Below are 18,382 nucleotides of genomic sequence, written 5' to 3'. Positions count from 1 at the left end.
TTCCCTCACACGCAGTTGAGTTCCGGTCGCGCCTGGTCGGCGGCGAACCGGGAGGCGTCCAAACTGGACACGTCGACGAAGGGCTCGCGATCCAGCACGAGGTCGCGCACGACCTCCCCGACCGCCGGGCCCTGCAGGAACCCGTGCCCGGAAAACCCGGTGGCGTAGAAGAACCGGCCCACCGAGCCGATCAGCGCGTTGTGGTCCGGCGTCACCTCGTACAGCCCGGCCCACCCGTTGCGCACACCCACGTCCAGCAGTCGCGGCGCCCGGCGGGAGATCGCGGAGGTCAGCCGCGGCAGCCACGCGTCGGACATGGAGAGCTTGAACCCCGGCGTCTCGTCGGGGTCGGACATGCCGAACAGCAGCCCGCGGCCCTCGCGGTGGAAGTAGAAGGTGCTGCCGAAGTCGATGGTGAAGGGCGTAACCCGATCGTGTAACTCGGGCATGGGCTCGGTGAACATGACCTGTCGGCGCAAGGGAGAAACCGGCAGGTCAACGCCCACCATCTCGCCGATCGATCGTGACCACGCGCCCGCCGCGCAGACGAGATTCGGCGTGGAAACCTCGCCGCGGTCGGTCTGGACGCGAAAAGTGTCGGACCCCGTCCCTACGATCGATCTCACGGTGGTTCTGGTGTGGAATCGGACACCAAGCCGGCGGGCCGCGGTGGCATAACCGAGGACTACGGACTCAGGCGTGCAGTGTCCGTCGTCCGGCGAGTAGGTCGCCGCGAGCAGGCCGTCCGTTTCGATCAACGGCGACATCCGTTGCGCTTCCTCGACAGTCAGCATCCGACTGCGCACGCCGAGGGAGTTCTGGAGGTCGACGTTGCGCTCGAACGCCGTCACGTGTTCCCGAGAAGAAAGGAGGAACAGGTAGCCGACCTGGTGGAGATCGATCTCCTGCCCGGGTCGCTGCGGAAAGCGCTGGAACGCCTCGAGTGATCGGGCACCGAGCCTGATGTTCAGCTCGTCGGAGAACTGGGCGCGCACCCCACCCGCTGCTTTGCAGGTGGAGCCGGAACCCAGCTCGTCACGCTCCACGACAACGACATCCCGGGCACCTGCCTCGGCGAGGTGAAAGGCAACTGACGTGCCGATCACCCCGCCGCCGATGACGACGACCTCGGCCTGCCCTGGCAGGTCAGCCGAGCCGGAAGTCAAGGTTCGCCCCGATCTCGAGCGTGTCCATCTGCGCCTTCTGCAGCTTCCCGGAGTAGTCCCAGTTCATGGACTGCCAGCGGGTGAACTGATCGAGCACCCACACGCCCGACTGCCGGGAGCCGTTGCCGCTCTTGCCGTTTCCGCCGAACGGCAGGTGCGCCTCGGCCCCGGACGTCGAGTTGTTGACGCTCACCATGCCGGCGGAGATGCCGGCGCGGAACCGGAAGGCCTTGTTCGGGTCCGTGGTGTAGATCGAGCACGACAGGCCGTAGCCCGGCTTGTTGCCCAGCTCGATCGCCTCGTCCAGGTCCGAGTACTTCATGACGCCGACGATCGGCCCGAACGTCTCCTGCAGGAACAGCTCGTCGTCGGCACGCACACCGGAAACGATCGCGGGGTGGTAGAAGAAGCCGTTCGCACCAGTGAAACCGTTGCGCGGGCTGGAGTCCGTGATGCGGCCGGTCGGGCCGTGCACCGTGTGGTGCTCGCCGATCCAGCCGAGGTACTTCTCGTACGCCAGCGCGAACTTCTCGTCCAGCAGCGGTCCATAAAGGACATCACTGGTCGGGTCGCCCACGGTGGCGGCGGCGACGGCCTCGACGAACCGTGAGAGGAACTCGTCGTACACCGACTCGTGCACGATCGCCGTGCCGAGCGAGGTGCACCGCTGGCCGGCGGAACCGAAACCGGCGAACAGTGCGCCCTGCACGGCCAGGTCGAGGTCCGCGTCCTCGGTGACGACCATCGGGTTCTTGCCGCCCAGCTCCAGGCACGGCGTCTGGAGGTGACGGCCGCACAGCTCGCCGATCCGCACGCCGACCTCGCTGGACCCGGTGAAGCCGACCTTGTCGACCAGGCTTTCCTGCAGCGCCTGCTCCAGGCCGTTGAACGTCTCCGACCCCTCGGCGAAGACGATCTCGAACACGCCGTCCGGAATGCCGGCGGCCTGGAACACGTCGTAGAAGGCCTGGGCGGACGCGGCGGAGTACTCGGCGGGCTTCCACACCACGGAGTTGCCGCACAGCAGCGCCGGGATGATGTACCAGGACGGTACGGCGACCGGGAAGTTGCCGGCGGTGATGATCGCCGCGACACCGACCGGGTTGCGGAAGGTGAAGAGCTGCTTGTCCGTCATCTCGGACGGGACCGTCTGCCCGTAGAGGCGCCTGCCCTCGCCGACGAAGAAGTTGGCGGTGTCGACGATCTCCTGCACCTCGCCGCGCGCCTCCGCGATCGGCTTGCCGATCTCGCGGGTCACCAGCTGGGCGAGCGGCTCGAAGTTCGCCTCGACGAGCCGGCCGATGTTCCCGATGACCTGTCCGCGGACGGGAGCGGGGACGCGGGCCCACGCGCGCTGCGCCGCCTTCGCCCGGCGTGCTGCGTCGACGAAGGTGCGGCTGGTCCCGAGCTCGATCTCGGTGACCACGTCGGAGGTGTTCGACGGGTTCGTGGAGACATAGGCCATGCCTCCACCCTGGTAGTTACCCGGTGGTTCCGCCAGGGGTTGCAGAATGAAACCTCGCCACGTCGAGCATAAGCTGACCTGGTGCTCAATCCTGTCCATCTCCGCACGCTCGTCGAGGTCGTGAAGACGGGCTCGTTCGCCGAGGCCGCCCGCCGTCTCGGTTACACGTCGTCGGCCGTCTCGCAGCAGATCTCGGCGTTCGAACGCGCTGTCGGCGTGGAGCTCTTCGAACGCGAGGCGCACTCGATCAGGCCGGCCAGCGCCGCCCTGCTGATCGCCGACCGCGGGGGCGAGCTGCTCGCCGCGTTCGACGGCTTCGAGCACGAGGTGAAGGCGATGGTGCAGGGTCTGCGCGGTCGCCTGCGCATCGGCACCTTCCCCACGGCGAGCTCGCGGGTGGTGCCCAAGGCGCTGGCGAAGCTGGCCGCGGACCTGCCGGACGCCGAGATCCGCCTGGACGAGGCGGAGCCGGAGGACGTGCTGCCGCTCGTGCTGACCGGCGAGCTCGACCTCGCGCTGGTCTACGCCTACGACCTCGTGCCGCAGTCGTGGCCGGAGGAACTGACGGTGCTGCCGTTGCTGGACGAGGCCCTCCTCGTCATGGTGCCGTCCGAGCACCCCGCGGCGAAGAACAACGTGAGGCTCGAAGATCTCAAAGACGAACGCTGGATCGCGTCACGCGACGGCACATCCGGTGCAACGTGCCTCACGCGGCTCTGTGCGGCATCGGGTTTCGCTCCGAGAATTGCTTTCCGAAGCAACGATTATGAGGTCGTGCAGTCGCTCGTGGCGGCCGGCGTGGGTGTCGCTCTCGTGCCCGCGCTCGGTTACAAGGCGCTACCGGGCACGCACGCAATGCCGTTGCGGCACAAGCCCTTGCGCAGGCACGTGCACGTCGTCCATCGCACGGCGAATACCAACCCGTTGCTGCGTGACGCGGTAAACGCTCTCCAAGAAGTCTGCCAAAACGCCGTGGGCGGCTACATAAATCAGCCATGATGGAGAAATGGGGGAACTCAGCGGCGATGGGGCGCTGGCTGGGATCCGGGACTGGGATTCGCCGGATCTGCGTGCGCACATCAGAATATTGATCGACAGCAACGAACCGGGTGTCGAGGAAATCATCCTCGACAGCCTCGACGAGGCGGGCCCGGCGCGCCCGCTGCTCTGCCGGGTGCTCGCGGAGCGCGATCCGCACCGCGACGCGCGCTATGCGCTGCGGCACTTCTACGGGGACACCGACGGCCCGGTGCGCCGTTGGCTCGGCCACGAGGTCTACCGCAGTCCGTGGGTGTGGCTCTACGGCATCACCAGGCTGCGCGACGCACATCCGGTCGAGCGCATCACGCCGGACGCGACGCACTGGCTCGCCACCCGTCGTCAGATCGCGGTCACGGCGCTCGGCGACACCGCCGATCCGGCCGCCCTGGCGCCGATCACCGGCCGGTTGCGCGACGCGAAGTGGTGGGTGCGCACCGAGGCCGCGGCAGCGGTCCGCAGGCTCGCGAAGTCGGGTGTGCAAGTCAGCTCCGCGGCTGAGGCGTTGGTCGGCTGCCTGCACCACGATCGCCAGGAGGTGATCGAGCAGGCCGCCGCCGCACTGGCACTCCCGGCCCTGCGCGAGCGCCTGTTGTGGTGCCGCGCGACGCTCATGCCGCTCGCCGGCGCGATCGTCGACAACGCGCTCGACGGTGTGGTCGCGCCGCTCGTCCCGTTGTGGCCGGGCGAGGACTGACCGTCTGCTCTACTCGCCGGTCTGCCCGTCCGCGAGCTCGCGCAGCAGATCCAGATGGCCCACGTGGCGCGCGGTCTCCTGCGTCACGTGCGCCAGGATCCACCGCACGGTGAACTTGTGGTGGGCGGCGACGTCGTCCGGACCGCGCTGCTTCAACGCCTCGGCGTTGGCCCATTCCTCCTGGTACGCCTGGATGAGTGACTCCGGCGTGTCGTCGTCGGTGAGAGTCCACGACGGGTCCGGGCTGCCCTCCCACAACGACGGCAGGTCCAGGCCCGCGCCCGCGATGCACAGCCAGTGCCGCTCCACCGCGACGAGGTGCTTGAGCACACCGAGCGCGGTCAGCTGCGGCGACGTCGCGATCGGCGCGGCCGCGGCCAGGTCGCGGGTGAGCCCGTCGACCTTCATCACCGCGGTTCTGCGCAGGAAGTCCAGGAACTCCCACGCGAGCACGGTCTCGTCCTTCGCGGCGTTGTTCGGCCAGGTCCGTTTCACGGAAGGAGTTTGTCAGTAGTAGCGGCGCAGCGTCGGCCAGATGCTTTCCCACGTTCCATCCGGGGCCGTGCACAACCACAGCTCCGTGCCGTCCTCATCGTTCTCGACGACGTTGTGGTGCTGGGCAACACGCCTGCATCCCGTGAACGGCGCCGAGTTGAACCCGACGAGCAGCACCTTCTTGTTCGACGTCTGCGGTGGTCCCCAGTCGTAGTACGACATGTGGCCCGAATACACCGGAATCTGCGTGAAGGCCTCGATCGCGCCTGCCTGGCCGTAGTTGCGGGCGATCACGACCGGTCGGTCGTTCCGCATCCACGCCTTCTCGACGGTGTCGGCGAACTCGGGCCAGCCGACCTGCTCGCCCTGCTCGGCGTTGATGGCGATGACCGGCCCGAGTGCGCTGGGCGGCAAGACGGGCAGCGAGCCGACCACGGCGGTCACCACGCTCAACGCCACGAGCACGCCGCCGATCACCTTGCGCCGCAACAACCATTCCTGCGCCTGACGCGCGCCCGCAGCCATGAGCACCAACAACAACGGCACCGCGTAGTACGGCTTGCCGCCTGTCACGAGACAAAGTGCACACAGGATCGGATAGGCCAACGCGAGAGAGCGCAACGCCTTGTCGCGCCACAGGTTCCGGAAGCCCGTCAGCCACACCGGCACCAGGAGCGGCGACAGCATCAGGATTTGCATGGGGATGAACATGACGCGGTTCTCGAGGCCGTCGTCCTCGCTGATGCCGCGCGCGACCGTGAGCAACGGGAAGTCGTGCCGCGCCTGCCAGATCACGACCGGAGCCGCGATCACCGCGCACACCGCCAGTCCGGCCGGCAGCCACCACGTGCGGAACACGTCGCGCGGCCCGGTGACGAGCAACGCGACCGCCAGCGCGGCGAGCAGCAGGAGCAGCAACCACTTGTTGGCGAGCCCGATCCCTGACGCGGCACCGAGCGCGAGCCACCAGCGACCGTCGCGCGTCTTCAGGAGTTTGACCGCGAAGTAGCCGACCAGCACCCAGATCAGCAGATCGACCGTGGCCGTGGACAGCATGTGGCTCACGGCGAGCACGAACGTCGACGTCGCCGACGCGGTGGCCGCGAGAACCTCACCGCCGCCGAGCTCCTTCGCGATCAACGCGACCACGACGGTGATGCAGAGCGCGAGCAGCGTGGCGATCACGCGAAGACCGACAGGCGTCTCGCCGAACACCTCAGTGCCGAGACGGGCGAGGAGCGGCGTGATCGGCGGCTGGTCGACGTAGCCCCAGCCGGGCCGCTTGCCCGCCGCGATGAAGTACAGCTCGTCCCGGTGGAACCCGTACCGTCCCGACAACGCGGTCAGCACCACTGCCTGCACAGCGAGCACGATCCCCAGCCCACGTCTCATAGGCGGGACGGTAGCCGGGGACCCGTTGATCAAGTGGTGTTTTTGCGGTACCAGCGAGGCGAAGTGTTGATCGGCGGCTTGAGCCCGGCGTTGATCACGATCATGGCGGGCCCGGCGGCGCTGTCCAGCGCTTCCCGCAGCCCGTCGAACCCGTCCAGCGTGACCGCCGGAATACCGAAGCTCTCCGCGAGCTTCGCGAAGTCCGGCCGCGTCAGGTCCACCCCGCTGATCGCGTGGTTCGCGATCTGCTGGTCGTACCGGAGCATGCCGTAGCCACCGTCGTCGACGAGCACGATCGTCAGTGGCAGGTTCTCCTGCCGCAACGTCGCCAGGTCTCCGCAGGCGAACAGGAACCCGCCGTCCCCGACCACCGCGATCGTCGGGCCGGCGACCGCCGCCCCGATCGCCGCCGGGAACCCGAACCCGAGCGTGCCCCAGCCGACCGGGTACGCGAGGCCGCGCTGCTTGGTGACGTGGTGGAAGCCGCCGATCCAGTAGCCGGGGATGCACATGTCCGCGACGATCGTGGCCGTCTCGCCTTCGAGCGCGCGCAACAACTTCGCCGCCTCGGGGGAGTCCGACTCGACGAGCGCCAGGACCTCCGCGTTGACCGCCTCGACGTCGACGACGCCCTTCTTGGCGGTCACCGCGGCCGCGAGTGCCTCCGTGACCGCCGCCGCGTCGCCTTCGACCGTCACGTCGGCGGGGTAGTTCTTGTTCGCCTCGGCCTTGTCGATGTTGATCGCGAGCAGCTTGGGAGGCTTGGGCTGCAACCAGTTCTGCGTCATCATGCCGTCGAGGTCGGTGCCGATCGCGATCACCAGATCGGCCTCGTCCCACAACTTCCCGACCGGCGGCGCGTGCACCGGTCCCTTGACGACGTGCGCGCTGTCCGTGAGTCCCCGCGCCCCGTACGTGGTGACGATCGGCGCGTTCAGCTTGTCCGCCAAGGCCCCGACCGCGGAGCCCGCTCCCGACCGCGCCGCGCCACCGCCCGCCCAGATCAACGGCCTCTCGGCGGTCGCGACGAGCTTCTCGGCCTCGGTGAGGTCCGGGACGAGGTGGGCCTGCTCGGCCTTCTTCTGCGTGTGGTGCGGTGACTCCGCGGACAGGAAATCCGTTGGCACACCGAGGTAAACCGGCCCGTGCGGGCTCTGCACGGCCGCCTCGACCGCCTTGCCGGTGTACGCGCCCAGCTCCTGCGCGGACGGCACGTCGAACGACGCCTTGGTGACCGGCCCGAACATGGCCTTCTGGTCACGCGTCTCGTGCAGCACGCCCCGGTACACGCCGGGCTGCCGCAGTGTCGAGGGGATGTCCGTGGCGATCACGAGCACCGGACTGCCCGACGCCCACGCCTCACCGGTCGCGCCGAGCGTGTTGGCCGCGCCGGGCCCGGTCGTCACGATCGCCACGCCGAGCTTGCCCGTGGCACGTGCGTAGCCGTCTGCCGCGTACACAGCCGTCTGCTCGTGCCGTACTCCGATCATGCGGATGCCCTTGTGCTTCTCCAGGGCCTCCCAGATGGCGAGGTTGTGCACTCCAGGCAGGCCGAACACGACCTCGACGTCATGCGTGGCCAGCACTTCCAGCAAACTCTCGGCACCCTTGGGCATGGCCTGGACGCTAAGGCTTGCTTACGCCCTCAGCAACGGGTGTGCAGCAGGTCTGGTGCTCAGCCTCACCTGCGGCACGGCTCGTGTGAACGTTCCGGTACTCGCGGTGGGATCGGCCTCGCGGAAAGTGCCGGTTGTTCGATCGGGTCGCGTCCGGAATCGAGCAAGTGCAATCCCGAGCCGACGTCGGCGGGGCTCCCGGAAATCGACCGCACCGCTGCGCCATTTCACCCTCTGGGGTGAATTGGTTGCTCAGGTCGGCCCACGGCGGCGGGCCTGTTCAGCAGAGCGCGCGAACCGTCCGCAGCGCTCGCTCCCCCCGCGTGGCCAGTCGAATTCCACCTCAGGTATGGCCGTGGCCGGCAGTGCTGTCCGCGCAGGTCGTGCTGGTCCTGAAATCGCGGCACTAAATGTGCGTGTTAAGGGCATGTTGCGCGTCTTGTTTCGGTGAACTTCACGGATGTGCGAATTGGGCGAGGTGATTGAAGGCTGAACCATGTTCAGGGCGTGTCCCCTTGTGCCACGATGTGCGCGACCGCACGACCTGGGGGTTGGAGATGCTGTACTTCGGTGGGCTGTTCGGAGTGGTGACGTTGTGTCTGGTGATCTTCGCCGTCGTGGATGTGATCACGACCGATGAAGGCTCAGTTCGCAATCTGCCGAAGATGTTGTGGCTTCTCCTGGTCCTGCTGTTCCCGTTGGTGGGCTCGATCGCGTGGCTCGTCGCGGGCCGTCCGGTGGTGGGGACCGGACGCGCGCGCCTCGGTGCGTACGAACGCGATGCGGCTGCTTTTCCCGAGTACAACCGGCCGGGGCGGTTCGCGGCCGGCAATCCTGACGACGACGAGGAGTTCCTGCGCCGCTGCCGTGAGCGCGCGGAGGAACAACGACGCAAGGGACGCGAGAACCAGTGAGGAAAGTCCTGCTGTTCTTAGTTGTTCTGCTCGCCGGCTGTGGCAGCCACGCGCAGATGGCGACACAGCCCACAGCTCCCCAAACGTCCACTTCGGACAAGCTGGCGCCGGGCGAGTTCCAGTCGCGCTGGTGGACCTGGGCCTCCCAGCCCACCGGCAGCAATCCGGTGTCCGACACCTCCGGGCGGTTCTGCATGCGTGACCAGCCCGTCGAGGTCTGGCTGCTCGCCGGTTCCCTCGGCGACGGCCCGGTCGAGCGGCAGTGCCGGGTCCCGGCCTCCAAGCCGCTGCTCGCCCCGGTGGTGAACCTCGCGAGCGACGTCGCCGAGTGCGAGCGGTTCATGAAGAACGCCCAGGGCGAGGTGCTGCTGGACGGGTCCACGCAGGCGCTGACCAGGGTCTCCGCGACGCCGTTCACCTACGAGGCGCGCGCGGGCAACCCGTTCGGCGCGCAGGCGGGCCGGAACAACTCGGTCGGCTGCGGCCTCTACGCGTGGGTCAACCCGCCCGCGTCCGGCGAGCACGAACTGCACATCCGCGGCTCGGCCGACGGCAAGGACGTCGACGTGAAGTACAAATTGATCGTCGGAGCGGACTAGGCCGGGTACCGTGGTGGTCGGCGTCCGAGCAGACGTGAGGCTGGAGCCGCTCCCCGGCAACGAGCGGCACACTCCGCCGCAGTGTTCAGGAACTCCTGCTCACCCAAGCGAACCGACCACGTAGACGCGTGACACATGCGTCCTTGTCTTGCCGAGCCGGGCGGCGGAAACGAGGACTGCTGTCATGGCACGTCTGTCCATCACGGACCAGCTGGCCGATCTGCGGCGCACCTACACGGGCGAGAACCTCTCCCAGGCCGTGCCCGCCGTGCGCGACGGGGCGCCGTTGCCCGACGCGACCACCGAGGCCCAGCGGCAACTGGAAGCCAAAGTGCTGCTGGCGGGTTGCACCGCGGCCAGCATGCTCCAGCTGATGCCGCCGGCGAGCATCATCAGGCCCGCGCACGCGTTCCGGACGGTGGAACCGGGGGAGACCCTCAAGCTCCACCTGAACGACCGCGCGCTCGGCCCGTTGCTGTTCGAACTGCTGCCCCGCGTCGAGGCCGGGTACGGCATGGGCGTCGCGGGCTTGCGGCACCAGCAGTACCGGCGGTCGTCCGAGCTGACCACCGGTGACGCCGGAGTCGTGCTGGTCGGCGTCGACGAGAACGCGTGGGACCTCGGTCTGCGGTACGTGCGCTGGATGCACGAGTTCCGCGGCGTCGAGTACACCGACGGCGGCGGCAACGACGAGGAAACCGCGGAAGCGGCCACTGGGAGCGCTCTCCTGCGCCGGGTACACCTGTGGCATGACGCGAGCTGGTTGCGAGCACTTCCGATGGGCAACGCGTGGTTCGTCGAGTGGCCAGGTGGCCCGCAGGAGGACGACATCAGGCAGAAGCTCGCCCACCCGGAGTTCGGGACCAGCCGCGAAATCACGCTGCGCCGAGCCGAAGCGCCCACTCAGGACGTCGAGGAAGGCATGCGGACCTACCCGTGGCCGGACGAGTTCGTGTCTGCCGTCACGGCTGGTGAGCCTGATCAGGGGCCTGCCCGCCGCTAGACTGCGCTTTCGCCCGCAGGAACGATCGTCAGGAGGACCCCGGTGACCCAGCAGGCTGCCGAGGCCCAAACCGAAGCCACGCGCAAGGCCCCTCGCGTACTGGTCGCCGAGGACGAGGCGCTCATCCGTCTCGACCTCGTCGAGATGCTGCGCGAAGAGGGCTACGACGTGGCGGGTGAGGCCGCAGATGGTGAAGAGGCCATCAAGCTCGCGTCCGAGCTCAACCCCGACCTGGTGATCCTCGACGTGAAGATGCCCAAGGTCGACGGGATCGAGGCGGCGCAGCACATCGCGGGCAACCGGATCGCGCCGGTCGTGATCCTCACCGCGTTCAGCCAGCGCGACCTGGTCGAACGCGCCCGTGACGCCGGTGCGATGGCCTACCTGGTCAAGCCGTTCGCGAAGCGGGACCTGGTGCCCGCGATCGAGCTGGCGATCAGCCGGTTCACCGAGCTGGCCGCGCTGGAGCAGGAGGTCGCCGGGCTGACCGAGCGCCTCGAGACGCGCAAGGTCGTGGAACGCGCCAAGGGCATCCTCATGACCAAGCAGGGTCTGAGCGAGCCGGAGGCGTTCAAGTGGGTGCAGCGCACCGCCATGGACCGCCGCACGACGATGAAGGCCGTCGCGGAGGCCGTCATCGAGAACTTCGGCTGAGTTCCAGCCAGACCGACTCCGTCTGCGCCTCGGGATTCTCGGGGCGCAGACGGACCTCGACTGTGTGGTTGCCCGTCAGGGCGAGGTTCAGCTCGTGCCGGCCACCGATCCCGCCCGGCATCGGCAGGGTCGCCACCTGACCGCTGTCCACGTACACCTCAAAGCCCGCCACCGGCGCCACTGATCGCGCGGCAGAGGCGTCGAGTGTGATCACCAGCGTCACGTCGTCCGGAGTCACAGCGGCGAACTCAGCCGTCATCACGGGCAAAACGGGCGCGGGCTCGTCCGGGGCGAGCGGAAGCTTCTCCGCAGACCGCCCCGGCACCTGCCAGTAGCTCTCAAGCACCTGCGCCTGCGACGCGCCGGGCATCCGCAGCACGAACGGCGTCAGCGAGTCCGGCCCGGAGACCGTGAGCAACGCCGCCGGCACGTCGCCGACCACGGTCAGCTCGCTGTCCTGAGCTCCGGACCAGCCGGTCACCACCGGCCGCATCGGCACCCGCTCCGACCCGAGCTGCGCGACCAGGCCGTTCACGTCACCGCCGTCGCCGAGCCGGATCGTTGCCCGTAATCGCGCCGATGGTGCTCCACGCAACGGTGCGCGCGCCGTGCCGATGCCTGGCGCCTCCTCGTCGGGCCCCAGCACGCGCAACGTGCCCGCCACGATCTGTGTCTCGGTCACCTCGTCCACGGCCTGACGCGACCCGCTCAGACCGAGCGCGTCGACCACGACGCGCCCCGGATAGCTCGGCGGCGGGGTCAGACCGACGAGCACGCTCGCCTCCCGCCACGCCGGGACTACCGGAGACGCGGCAATCTGCACGCCGTCCTGCAGAACGCGCACTCCGGATCGTGTCAGCACTACTTCAAATCGATGCAGAACGCCCGCACCGCGCGTGCCAGGCGCGACGGAGTCGTCCACCACCACGCGAACCGCATCAGCAGGAGGTATGGGTCCGACCCGGTCCGGAGTTCCGGGAACGAGGTCGAGCACGAGCTTCCCGTGCGGCCCGGCGGCGTCCGTCACGAGCGCGACCCGGCCCAGTTCGTCCGCTTCGTTCAGCCGCAGCAGCGACCGCGAGCGCAACACCGCCGTGTCGCTCCCGCACGGCATGTCGATCACCAACCGGCCGTTGGAGCCGGAGCTGGGGTTCACGCAGCCACGCCGCCCGCTCAGGTGGTAGCGGCGTTCCAGGAACGTGTCGTCGAAGTCGTCCAGCGAACCGAGCACGGCCTGCCGCCACGTGTCGTCACCTGGTCGTTCTTCGGCACGAACGGGGATCGAGCGCTGGCCGAACGCGTCCACGGCCCGCACGTCGGCCCGCCCTGTTCCGGTGATCTCCGGCAACGCGACGAGCCGGCCGAACACCTCGTAGCCCGCGGCGCCGTCCACGGACGCCCATTGGACCCTGCCGTCACTGCTCCATACGGAGGACGGCGGTGGTGGCGCGGCCGGTTGAGACGGCAACTTGACCGACGAGGACGCGTACCGGGTCAGCCGGACGGGCTCTGAGCTGGGCTTCTTACCACGGTCATCGGTATCGCGCAGGACGAGGACCGCCGCGACGAGCACGGCGGCGGCACCGACAGCGGCGATCACCCGACGACGCGGAGTCATACGTCCACGTTATGGCAGCCGTCCAAAGAGTGAACGAAGGTTACGGTATGTGAGAATCCCTAAGTGAAACATAACGCCGCGTTGCGTTATGGTCACGAGCCCATTGGCTTTGATGACTGCGGTCACAGTCATCGCCTAGGTTCCCGGCCATCCCTCAGGAGAGGGTCGTGGAGCGGTGCGCGGAGAACTCGCGTCGCCGGGAGCAGGGAACTAGGAGGGACATCACGTGCGTAAGCACTCTGTGAAGTCCGCAGCGATCGTCGGCGCAGCGCTGCTTGTTCTTGCAGCCTGCAGCTCGAACAAGAACGAGGCCGGCGGCAACAACGGGGGCAGCTGCGACACGTCGAAGGGCACTCTGACCGTCGGTGTTGTCGCCCCGCTGTCCGGGAACCTGTCCGCTCTCGGCATCGGCATCAAGCAGTCCGCCGAGCTCGCCGTGGACGAGGCGAACAAGAAGTGCACGGTCAAGGGCTACAAGCTGGCCGTCTCCGCGCAGGACGACGAGGCCAACCCCGCCAAGGGTGCCCAGGCCGCCACGAAGCTGTCGACCGACCCGACCGTCATCGGTGTCGTCGGCACGCTGAACTCGTCGGTCGCCCAGACGGTGCAGCCGATCCTGAAGGAAAAGAAGATTCCTCAGGTCTCGCCTGCCAACACGAACCCGACGCTGACGAGGGGCAACGACTTCCTCACCGCCCCGAAGCGTCAGTTCGAGAACTACTTCCGCGTCTGCACCACCGACGACCTGCAGGGCCCGTACGCGGCCAACTACCTCGTCGAGAAGGCCGGCAAGAAGAAGATCGCCATCATCACCGACGGCAAGACCTACGGTGAGGGCCTGGCCGCCGAGCTGCAGAAGCAGGTCACCAAGAAGGGTGGCCAGATCGTCGGCTCCGAGAAGGTCGGCGAGAAGGACACCGACTTCTCCGGCGTGATCGCCAAGATCAAGGCCACCAACCCGGAGGCCGTCTACTACGGCGGTGAGTACCCGGTCGCGGGTCCGCTGTCGAAGCAGATGAAGGACGCCGGTCTGAACGTCCCGCTCATGGGTGGCGACGGCATCTTCGACGGCAAGTTCATCGAGCTGGGCGGTAAGGAAGGCGACCTCGCCACCTCCGTCGGTGCCCCGACCGAGTCCCTGGCCACGGCCAAGGCCTTCGTCGACGCGTACAAGGCGAAGTTCGGCAAGGAGGACTACGCCGCCTACGGTGCGTTCTCCTACGACGCCGCGAACGCCCTGATCGGTGCTCTGGCCACCACGCTCTCCAGCGGTGACTGGTCCGACTCGAAGCGCGACGACATGCTCGCCAACGTCGGCAAGTACAGCGGCTCCGGCGCCACCGGTGACGTCAAGTTCGACCAGTACGGCGACAGCACCAACAAGGTCCTGACCGTCTACTCGGTGACCTCTGGCAAGTGGAAGGACGTCGAGACCGGGACCTTCACCGGCTGACGACTACCCGAATTAACGATTGAAGCCACGGCGGGGGCGGGCGTTGTTTGCTCGCCCCCGCTGTTTACGGAGGTAGTCGTGTCAGTCCTGCTTCAGCAGCTGGTGAACGGGGTGATGCAGGGCGCGTTGATCGCCCTGATCGCCCTGGGTTACACGATGGTGTACGGCATCATCCAGCTGATCAACTTCGCCCACGGCGAGGTGTTCATGGTGGCCTCGTACGGAGGCCTCGCCACCTACACGTGGCTCCTTCCTGAAGACCTCAAGAAGGTGCCGTACGTGGCTCTGCCGCTGATGTTCGTCGGCGGCATCATCGTCGCCGTCATCGTCGCGGTGATCATGGAGCGGTTCGCGTACCGGCCGCTGCGCAACGCGCCTCGGCTCGCGCCGCTCATCACGGCACTCGGTGTGTCCGTGTTCCTGCAGGAGTTCGTGCGCAACGTTTACCCGAACGCGACGTCGAACCTGCCCTACCCCAAGGTCTTCCCCGAGGGTGCGCTGTCGCTCGGCGGCGTGAACATCTCCAAGACCGGTCTGCTGCTGGTCCTGCTGTCGGTCGGGCTCGCGGTCGTCCTGCAGACCTACATCAACCGATCGCGGATGGGCCGGGCGATGCGCGCGACCGCGCAGGACCCCGACACCGCGAAGCTGATGGGTGTCGACCCCGACCGCGTGATCGTGCTGACGTTCATCTTCGGCGCCGTGCTCGCCGGTGTCGCCGGCATCCTCTACGGCGGGTACCTGAGCAACATCAACATCGACATGGGCTTCCAGACCGGCATCTTCGCCTTCACGGCGGCCGTGCTGGGTGGTGTCGGCAGCATCCGCGGCGCGGTCATCGGCGCGTTCATCATCGGTCTGATCAAGACCTTGGCCGGCCAGTACATGCCGGGCGGCACCCAGTACGACTACGTGTGGATCTTCGTCGTGCTGATCCTCGTGCTCGTCTTCCGCCCGCAGGGTCTGTTCGGCGAGCCGGAAAGGGTGCGCGCATGAGCGTCAACGGCACTTCTTCTGGAAAGCGTTCCGCACTTGCTCCGCTCGGCAAGCCGTTCGCGATCGTCGGTGGCGTTCTCGCCGTCGTCGCGGCCCTGCTGCCGTGGGTCACGTTCGGCCTCAACGACGGCAACTGGCCGGACAAGTCGACGCTGCAGTTCTTCGACGCGCCGTTCGAGGTCACCGGCTTCCGCTGGCACATGCTGCTGCTCGGTGTGCTCATCCTCGTCGCGACGTTCGCGCCGATCCCGTCCCGCGGTCGCGTCATCCGCGCCCTGGGCTGGGGAACCGCGCTCGTCTCGTTCGTCAACGGCGCGTACATCACGGTCAAGGGTGGTGGCCTCGCCGCCATCACCGCGCTCGACGGCGCCGTCGCGTTCGGCAGCATCGCCGGCCTCGTCGCCGGTGTGCTGACGATCCTCGCGGCCTACGGCATCGGCTTCGAGCCGGTGGGCCAGTGGAAGGTCAAGCTCTCGACCCCGCTGGCGTACCTGGTGCTGCTGGCGTCGTTCGCGGCGGTGCTGTACGCCGTCGCCGCGCTGCTGACCACCGGTGGTGTCGGTGCCGCGAACCCGTACGCGGGTGCGATCTTCCTGTCGTTCCTCGGGTTCGCCGCCGGCGTGCTCGGTGCGTTGAGCGGTGTCGGGTTCATCAAGTGGCTCTCGGCGCTGTCCGAGCAGCACCGCGTGTTCAGCGTGATCGTGCTGGCCGCGTGCGCGCTGCTGCTGCCGTTCACCGACGCCGGTAACGAGTACTGGATGACGGTCGCGGCGAACATCGGCATCTACGCCGCCACCGCGATCGGCCTGAACATCGTCGTCGGTCTCGCTGGTCTGCTCGACCTCGGATACGTGGCGTTCATGGGCATCGGTGCCCTGGTGGCGGCCAACTTCTCCGGTGCGGCCACCGCGCACTTCGGCATCGCGCTGCCGTTCCCCGTCGCGGCGATCATCGCCGCGATCGTGGCCGGCATCTTCGGCGCCATCGTCGGTTCGCCGACGCTGCGGGTCCGCGGTGACTACCTGGCGATCGTGACGCTCGCGTTCGGTGAGATCTTCACCCGCTCCGCGCAGAACAACATCGGCGGCATCACCAACGGCTCCAACGCCATCCCGGGCATCCCGCAGCTGTCGCTGTTCGGCGCCGAGTTCAACAAGTCGCTCACGATCGGCGCGGTGAAGCTGCCCGCCGGTGTCCTCTACTACGTCCTCATCGTGCTGCTCGTCGCGGCGACGATGGCGGTGTTCGCGAACCTCAAGTTCAGCCGCATCGGCCGCGCTTGGATCGCGATCCGCGAGGACGAGGACGCGGCCCGCGCCATGGGCATCCGCACCGGCAAGATGAAGATCCTCGCGTTCCTCATCGGTGCCACGCTCGCGGGTCTCGCGGGTGCGGTGTTCGCGCACAAGAACGGCACCGTGTCGTACGAGTCGTTCAAGTTCCTCGAGTCGGTCACGCTGCTCGCGGCGGTCATCCTCGGCGGCATGGGCTCGATCCCGGGTGCCGTCCTGGGTGCGGCGCTGCTGTTCGTGCTGCCCGAGAAGCTGCGCGACTTCGCTGACTGGCGCCTCATGATCTTCGGCCTCGCGCTGATCCTGATCATGCGGTTCCGCCCTGTCGGACTGATCCCCGATGCGCACAGGCGCGCCGAGATGATCGAGCGTGCCGATGAGAACGCCGAAGAGGCGCACGAGGAGGCGAAGCGGGCATGACGCCTGTGTTGGAAGCTCGCGACGTCTCGATGGTCTTCGGTGGCCTCAAGGCGTTGAAGGGCGTCACGCTGACGCTCGACGAAGGCAAGATCGTCGGACTGATCGGCCCGAACGGCGCGGGGAAGACCACGTTCTTCAACTGCCTGACGGGTCTCTACACGCCGACGACGGGCCAGGTGCTGCTCAAGGGCAACGTCCTGCCCGGCGACCCGGCCCAGGTGACCGACGCGGGTGTCGCCCGCACGTTCCAGAACATCCGCCTGTTCCCCAGCATGACCGTGCTGGAGAACGTGATGGTCGGCCGGCACGTCCGGATGAAGCAGGGCCCGCTGGCCTCGCTGTTCCACGGCCCGGCCTACCACCGCGGTGAGAAGGCGGCGCGCGATCGCTCGCGGGAGCTGCTCTCGTTCGTCGGCCTGAACAACCTGGACGACGAGCTCTCGCGCAACCTCCCGTACGGCGACCAGCGCCGTCTGGAGATCGCGCGCGCGTTGGCGACGGACCCGGCGGTGCTGCTGCTGGACGAGCCCACGGCGGGTATGAACCCGCAGGAGACGGAAGCGACGCAGCAGCTGATCTTCCGCATCCGCGAGACGGGCGTGTCCGTCGTCGTCATCGAGCACGACATCAAGTTCATCTTCGGGCTGTGCGACTCGGTTTCCGTGCTCGTGCAGGGCGAGCTGCTCGTCGAAGGCAGCCCCGAGACCGTGCGGGCGGACCCGCGGGTGGTCGAGGCCTACCTCGGCAAGCCGCCGGAGGAAGTCGCGCACGAAGTCGAGGCCGCCGCTGCTTCTGCTGAGGAGGAGCAGGCATGACCGCGCTGCTCGAAGTCCGCAACCTGTCCGTCGCCTACGGCGCGATCGAGGCCGTCCGCGACGTCTCGTTCACCGTCGAAGCAGGGCACATCGTGTCCTTGATCGGCGCGAACGGTGCGGGCAAGACCACGACCCTGCGCACCATCTCGGGTCTGCTGCGTCCGGCGTCCGGCGAGATCCTGTTCCAGGGCAAGCCGATCCACAACGACCCGGCGCACGCGATCCTCGGTGAGGGCATCGCGCACTGCCCAGAGGGCCGGCGGCTCTTCCCGCGGATGACCGTGGAGGAGAACCTGCACCTCGGCGCGTACGTCCGCAAGGACGACGGCGTCGAGGCCGACATGCAGCGGGTGTACGAGCTCTTCCCCGTGCTGGGGGAGCGGCGGCACAACAAGGCAGGGCTCTTCTCCGGTGGTGAGCAGCAGATGCTGGCCATCGGTCGCGCGATGATGTCCAAGCCCCGCCTGCTGATGCTCGACGAGCCCTCGATGGGTCTCTCGCCGATCATGACGCAGCGGATCTTCGACACCATCAAGGAGCTGCAGTCGCTCGGCACCACCATTCTCCTGGTGGAGCAGAACGCCCTGGCTGCTTTGGCGTTGTCGGACCACGGTTACGTGATCGACCTCGGACGCACCACTTTGGACGGTCCGGGTCACGCACTGCTGGCCGACCAGCGGGTGCGCGACGCCTACCTGGGCGAAGCGCACTAGCCCCTGTTTGATTGATGAAGGGAACCTTCATCCACC

General features: G+C 67.8%; 17 protein-coding genes. 11 read left to right on the top strand and 6 right to left on the bottom strand.

Going from position 1 to position 18,382, the window contains the following annotated elements; translation table 11 throughout:
- Positions 1–5: 5 nt before the first annotated feature.
- A complete protein-coding gene (locus tag UK23_RS26775; protein ID WP_196777905.1) occupies positions 6–1,166 on the bottom strand; it encodes an NAD(P)/FAD-dependent oxidoreductase in 1,161 nt (386 codons plus the stop codon).
- Positions 1,147–2,631: an aldehyde dehydrogenase family protein gene (locus UK23_RS26770; protein ID WP_045314409.1), complete on the bottom strand. Its 1,485-nt coding sequence runs from the start codon at positions 2,629–2,631 to the stop codon at positions 1,147–1,149. The genes UK23_RS26775 and UK23_RS26770 overlap by 20 nt, the downstream gene beginning before the upstream one ends.
- Before the next feature lie 81 nt (positions 2,632–2,712).
- Here UK23_RS26770 and UK23_RS26765 point away from each other — a divergent pair, with 81 nt between their 5' ends.
- Both UK23_RS26765 and UK23_RS26760 read left to right on the top strand, forming a co-directional pair.
- Positions 2,713–3,630, top strand: coding sequence for a LysR family transcriptional regulator (locus UK23_RS26765; protein ID WP_045314408.1), 918 nt, complete (start codon positions 2,713–2,715; stop codon positions 3,628–3,630).
- 7 nt (positions 3,631–3,637) lie between these two features.
- Positions 3,638–4,366: a HEAT repeat domain-containing protein gene (locus tag UK23_RS26760; RefSeq protein ID WP_045314407.1), complete on the top strand. Its 729-nt coding sequence runs from the start codon at positions 3,638–3,640 to the stop codon at positions 4,364–4,366.
- 9 nt (positions 4,367–4,375) lie between these two features.
- Here UK23_RS26760 and UK23_RS26755 read toward each other — a convergent pair whose 3' ends face one another.
- From UK23_RS26755 to UK23_RS26745, 3 genes are read right to left on the bottom strand one after another with little or no spacing between them, the layout of a single operon-like run.
- Positions 4,376–4,861: a DinB family protein gene (locus tag UK23_RS26755; protein ID WP_045314406.1), complete on the bottom strand. Its 486-nt coding sequence runs from the start codon at positions 4,859–4,861 to the stop codon at positions 4,376–4,378.
- A gap of 12 nt (positions 4,862–4,873) precedes the next feature.
- Positions 4,874–6,253: an ArnT family glycosyltransferase gene (locus UK23_RS26750; RefSeq protein ID WP_045314405.1), complete on the bottom strand. Its 1,380-nt coding sequence runs from the start codon at positions 6,251–6,253 to the stop codon at positions 4,874–4,876.
- A 29-nt stretch (positions 6,254–6,282) separates the two neighbouring features.
- On the bottom strand, positions 6,283–7,869 hold the full coding sequence (locus UK23_RS26745) for a thiamine pyrophosphate-binding protein (protein ID WP_045314404.1): 1,587 nt from the start codon (positions 7,867–7,869) through the stop codon (positions 6,283–6,285).
- Positions 7,870–8,426: 557 nt separating this feature from the next.
- Between UK23_RS26745 and UK23_RS26740 the strand changes: the two genes are divergently transcribed.
- The 4 genes from UK23_RS26740 to UK23_RS26725 all read left to right on the top strand — a co-directional run bounded on the left by UK23_RS26740 (position 8,427) and on the right by UK23_RS26725 (position 11,039).
- Positions 8,427–8,783: a PLDc N-terminal domain-containing protein gene (locus UK23_RS26740; RefSeq protein ID WP_045314422.1), complete on the top strand. Its 357-nt coding sequence runs from the start codon at positions 8,427–8,429 to the stop codon at positions 8,781–8,783.
- Positions 8,780–9,382: a hypothetical protein gene (locus UK23_RS26735; RefSeq protein WP_052685078.1), complete on the top strand. Its 603-nt coding sequence runs from the start codon at positions 8,780–8,782 to the stop codon at positions 9,380–9,382. The genes UK23_RS26740 and UK23_RS26735 overlap by 4 nt, the downstream gene beginning before the upstream one ends.
- Before the next feature lie 184 nt (positions 9,383–9,566).
- Positions 9,567–10,385 (top strand): hypothetical protein, encoded by an 819-nt coding sequence (locus UK23_RS26730; RefSeq protein ID WP_052685077.1) that lies wholly within the window; start codon positions 9,567–9,569, stop codon positions 10,383–10,385.
- 42 nt (positions 10,386–10,427) lie between these two features.
- Positions 10,428–11,039, top strand: coding sequence for an ANTAR domain-containing response regulator (locus UK23_RS26725; RefSeq protein ID WP_045314403.1), 612 nt, complete (start codon positions 10,428–10,430; stop codon positions 11,037–11,039).
- Here UK23_RS26725 and UK23_RS26720 read toward each other — a convergent pair.
- The gene (locus tag UK23_RS26720; protein WP_156213396.1) at positions 11,020–12,657 is read right to left on the bottom strand and encodes a hypothetical protein; all 1,638 of its coding nucleotides are present in this window, start codon (positions 12,655–12,657) and stop codon (positions 11,020–11,022) included. The two genes, UK23_RS26725 and UK23_RS26720, sit on opposite strands and share 20 nt — an antisense overlap.
- A gap of 226 nt (positions 12,658–12,883) precedes the next feature.
- Here UK23_RS26720 and UK23_RS26715 point away from each other — a divergent pair, with 226 nt between their 5' ends.
- The 5 genes from UK23_RS26715 (at position 12,884) to UK23_RS26695 (ending at position 18,346) form a co-directional block, all read left to right on the top strand.
- Positions 12,884–14,110, top strand: coding sequence for a branched-chain amino acid ABC transporter substrate-binding protein (locus tag UK23_RS26715; RefSeq protein WP_045314401.1), 1,227 nt, complete (start codon positions 12,884–12,886; stop codon positions 14,108–14,110).
- A 78-nt stretch (positions 14,111–14,188) separates the two neighbouring features.
- Complete coding sequence (locus tag UK23_RS26710) at positions 14,189–15,106, top strand: branched-chain amino acid ABC transporter permease (RefSeq protein ID WP_045314400.1); 918 nt, start codon at positions 14,189–14,191, stop codon at positions 15,104–15,106.
- On the top strand, positions 15,103–16,818 hold the full coding sequence (locus UK23_RS26705; protein ID WP_045314399.1) for a branched-chain amino acid ABC transporter permease: 1,716 nt from the start codon (positions 15,103–15,105) through the stop codon (positions 16,816–16,818). The genes UK23_RS26710 and UK23_RS26705 overlap by 4 nt, the downstream gene beginning before the upstream one ends.
- Positions 16,815–17,633 carry an ABC transporter ATP-binding protein gene (locus UK23_RS26700; protein WP_045314398.1) on the top strand — a complete coding sequence of 273 codons (819 nt, stop codon included), beginning with the start codon at positions 16,815–16,817 and terminating at the stop codon, positions 17,631–17,633. The genes UK23_RS26705 and UK23_RS26700 overlap by 4 nt, the downstream gene beginning before the upstream one ends.
- Positions 17,630–18,346: an ABC transporter ATP-binding protein gene (locus UK23_RS26695; RefSeq protein WP_045314397.1), complete on the top strand. Its 717-nt coding sequence runs from the start codon at positions 17,630–17,632 to the stop codon at positions 18,344–18,346. Before UK23_RS26700 ends, UK23_RS26695 begins: the two co-directional genes overlap by 4 nt.
- Positions 18,347–18,382: the final 36 nt, after the last annotated feature.

Source organism: Lentzea aerocolonigenes (assembly GCF_000955955.1).
Classification (GTDB): Bacteria; Actinomycetota; Actinomycetes; order Mycobacteriales; family Pseudonocardiaceae; genus Lentzea; species Lentzea aerocolonigenes_A.
The sequence above is the reverse complement of the archived record's forward strand: the minus strand, read 5'-3'. Positions and strand labels throughout refer to the sequence as shown.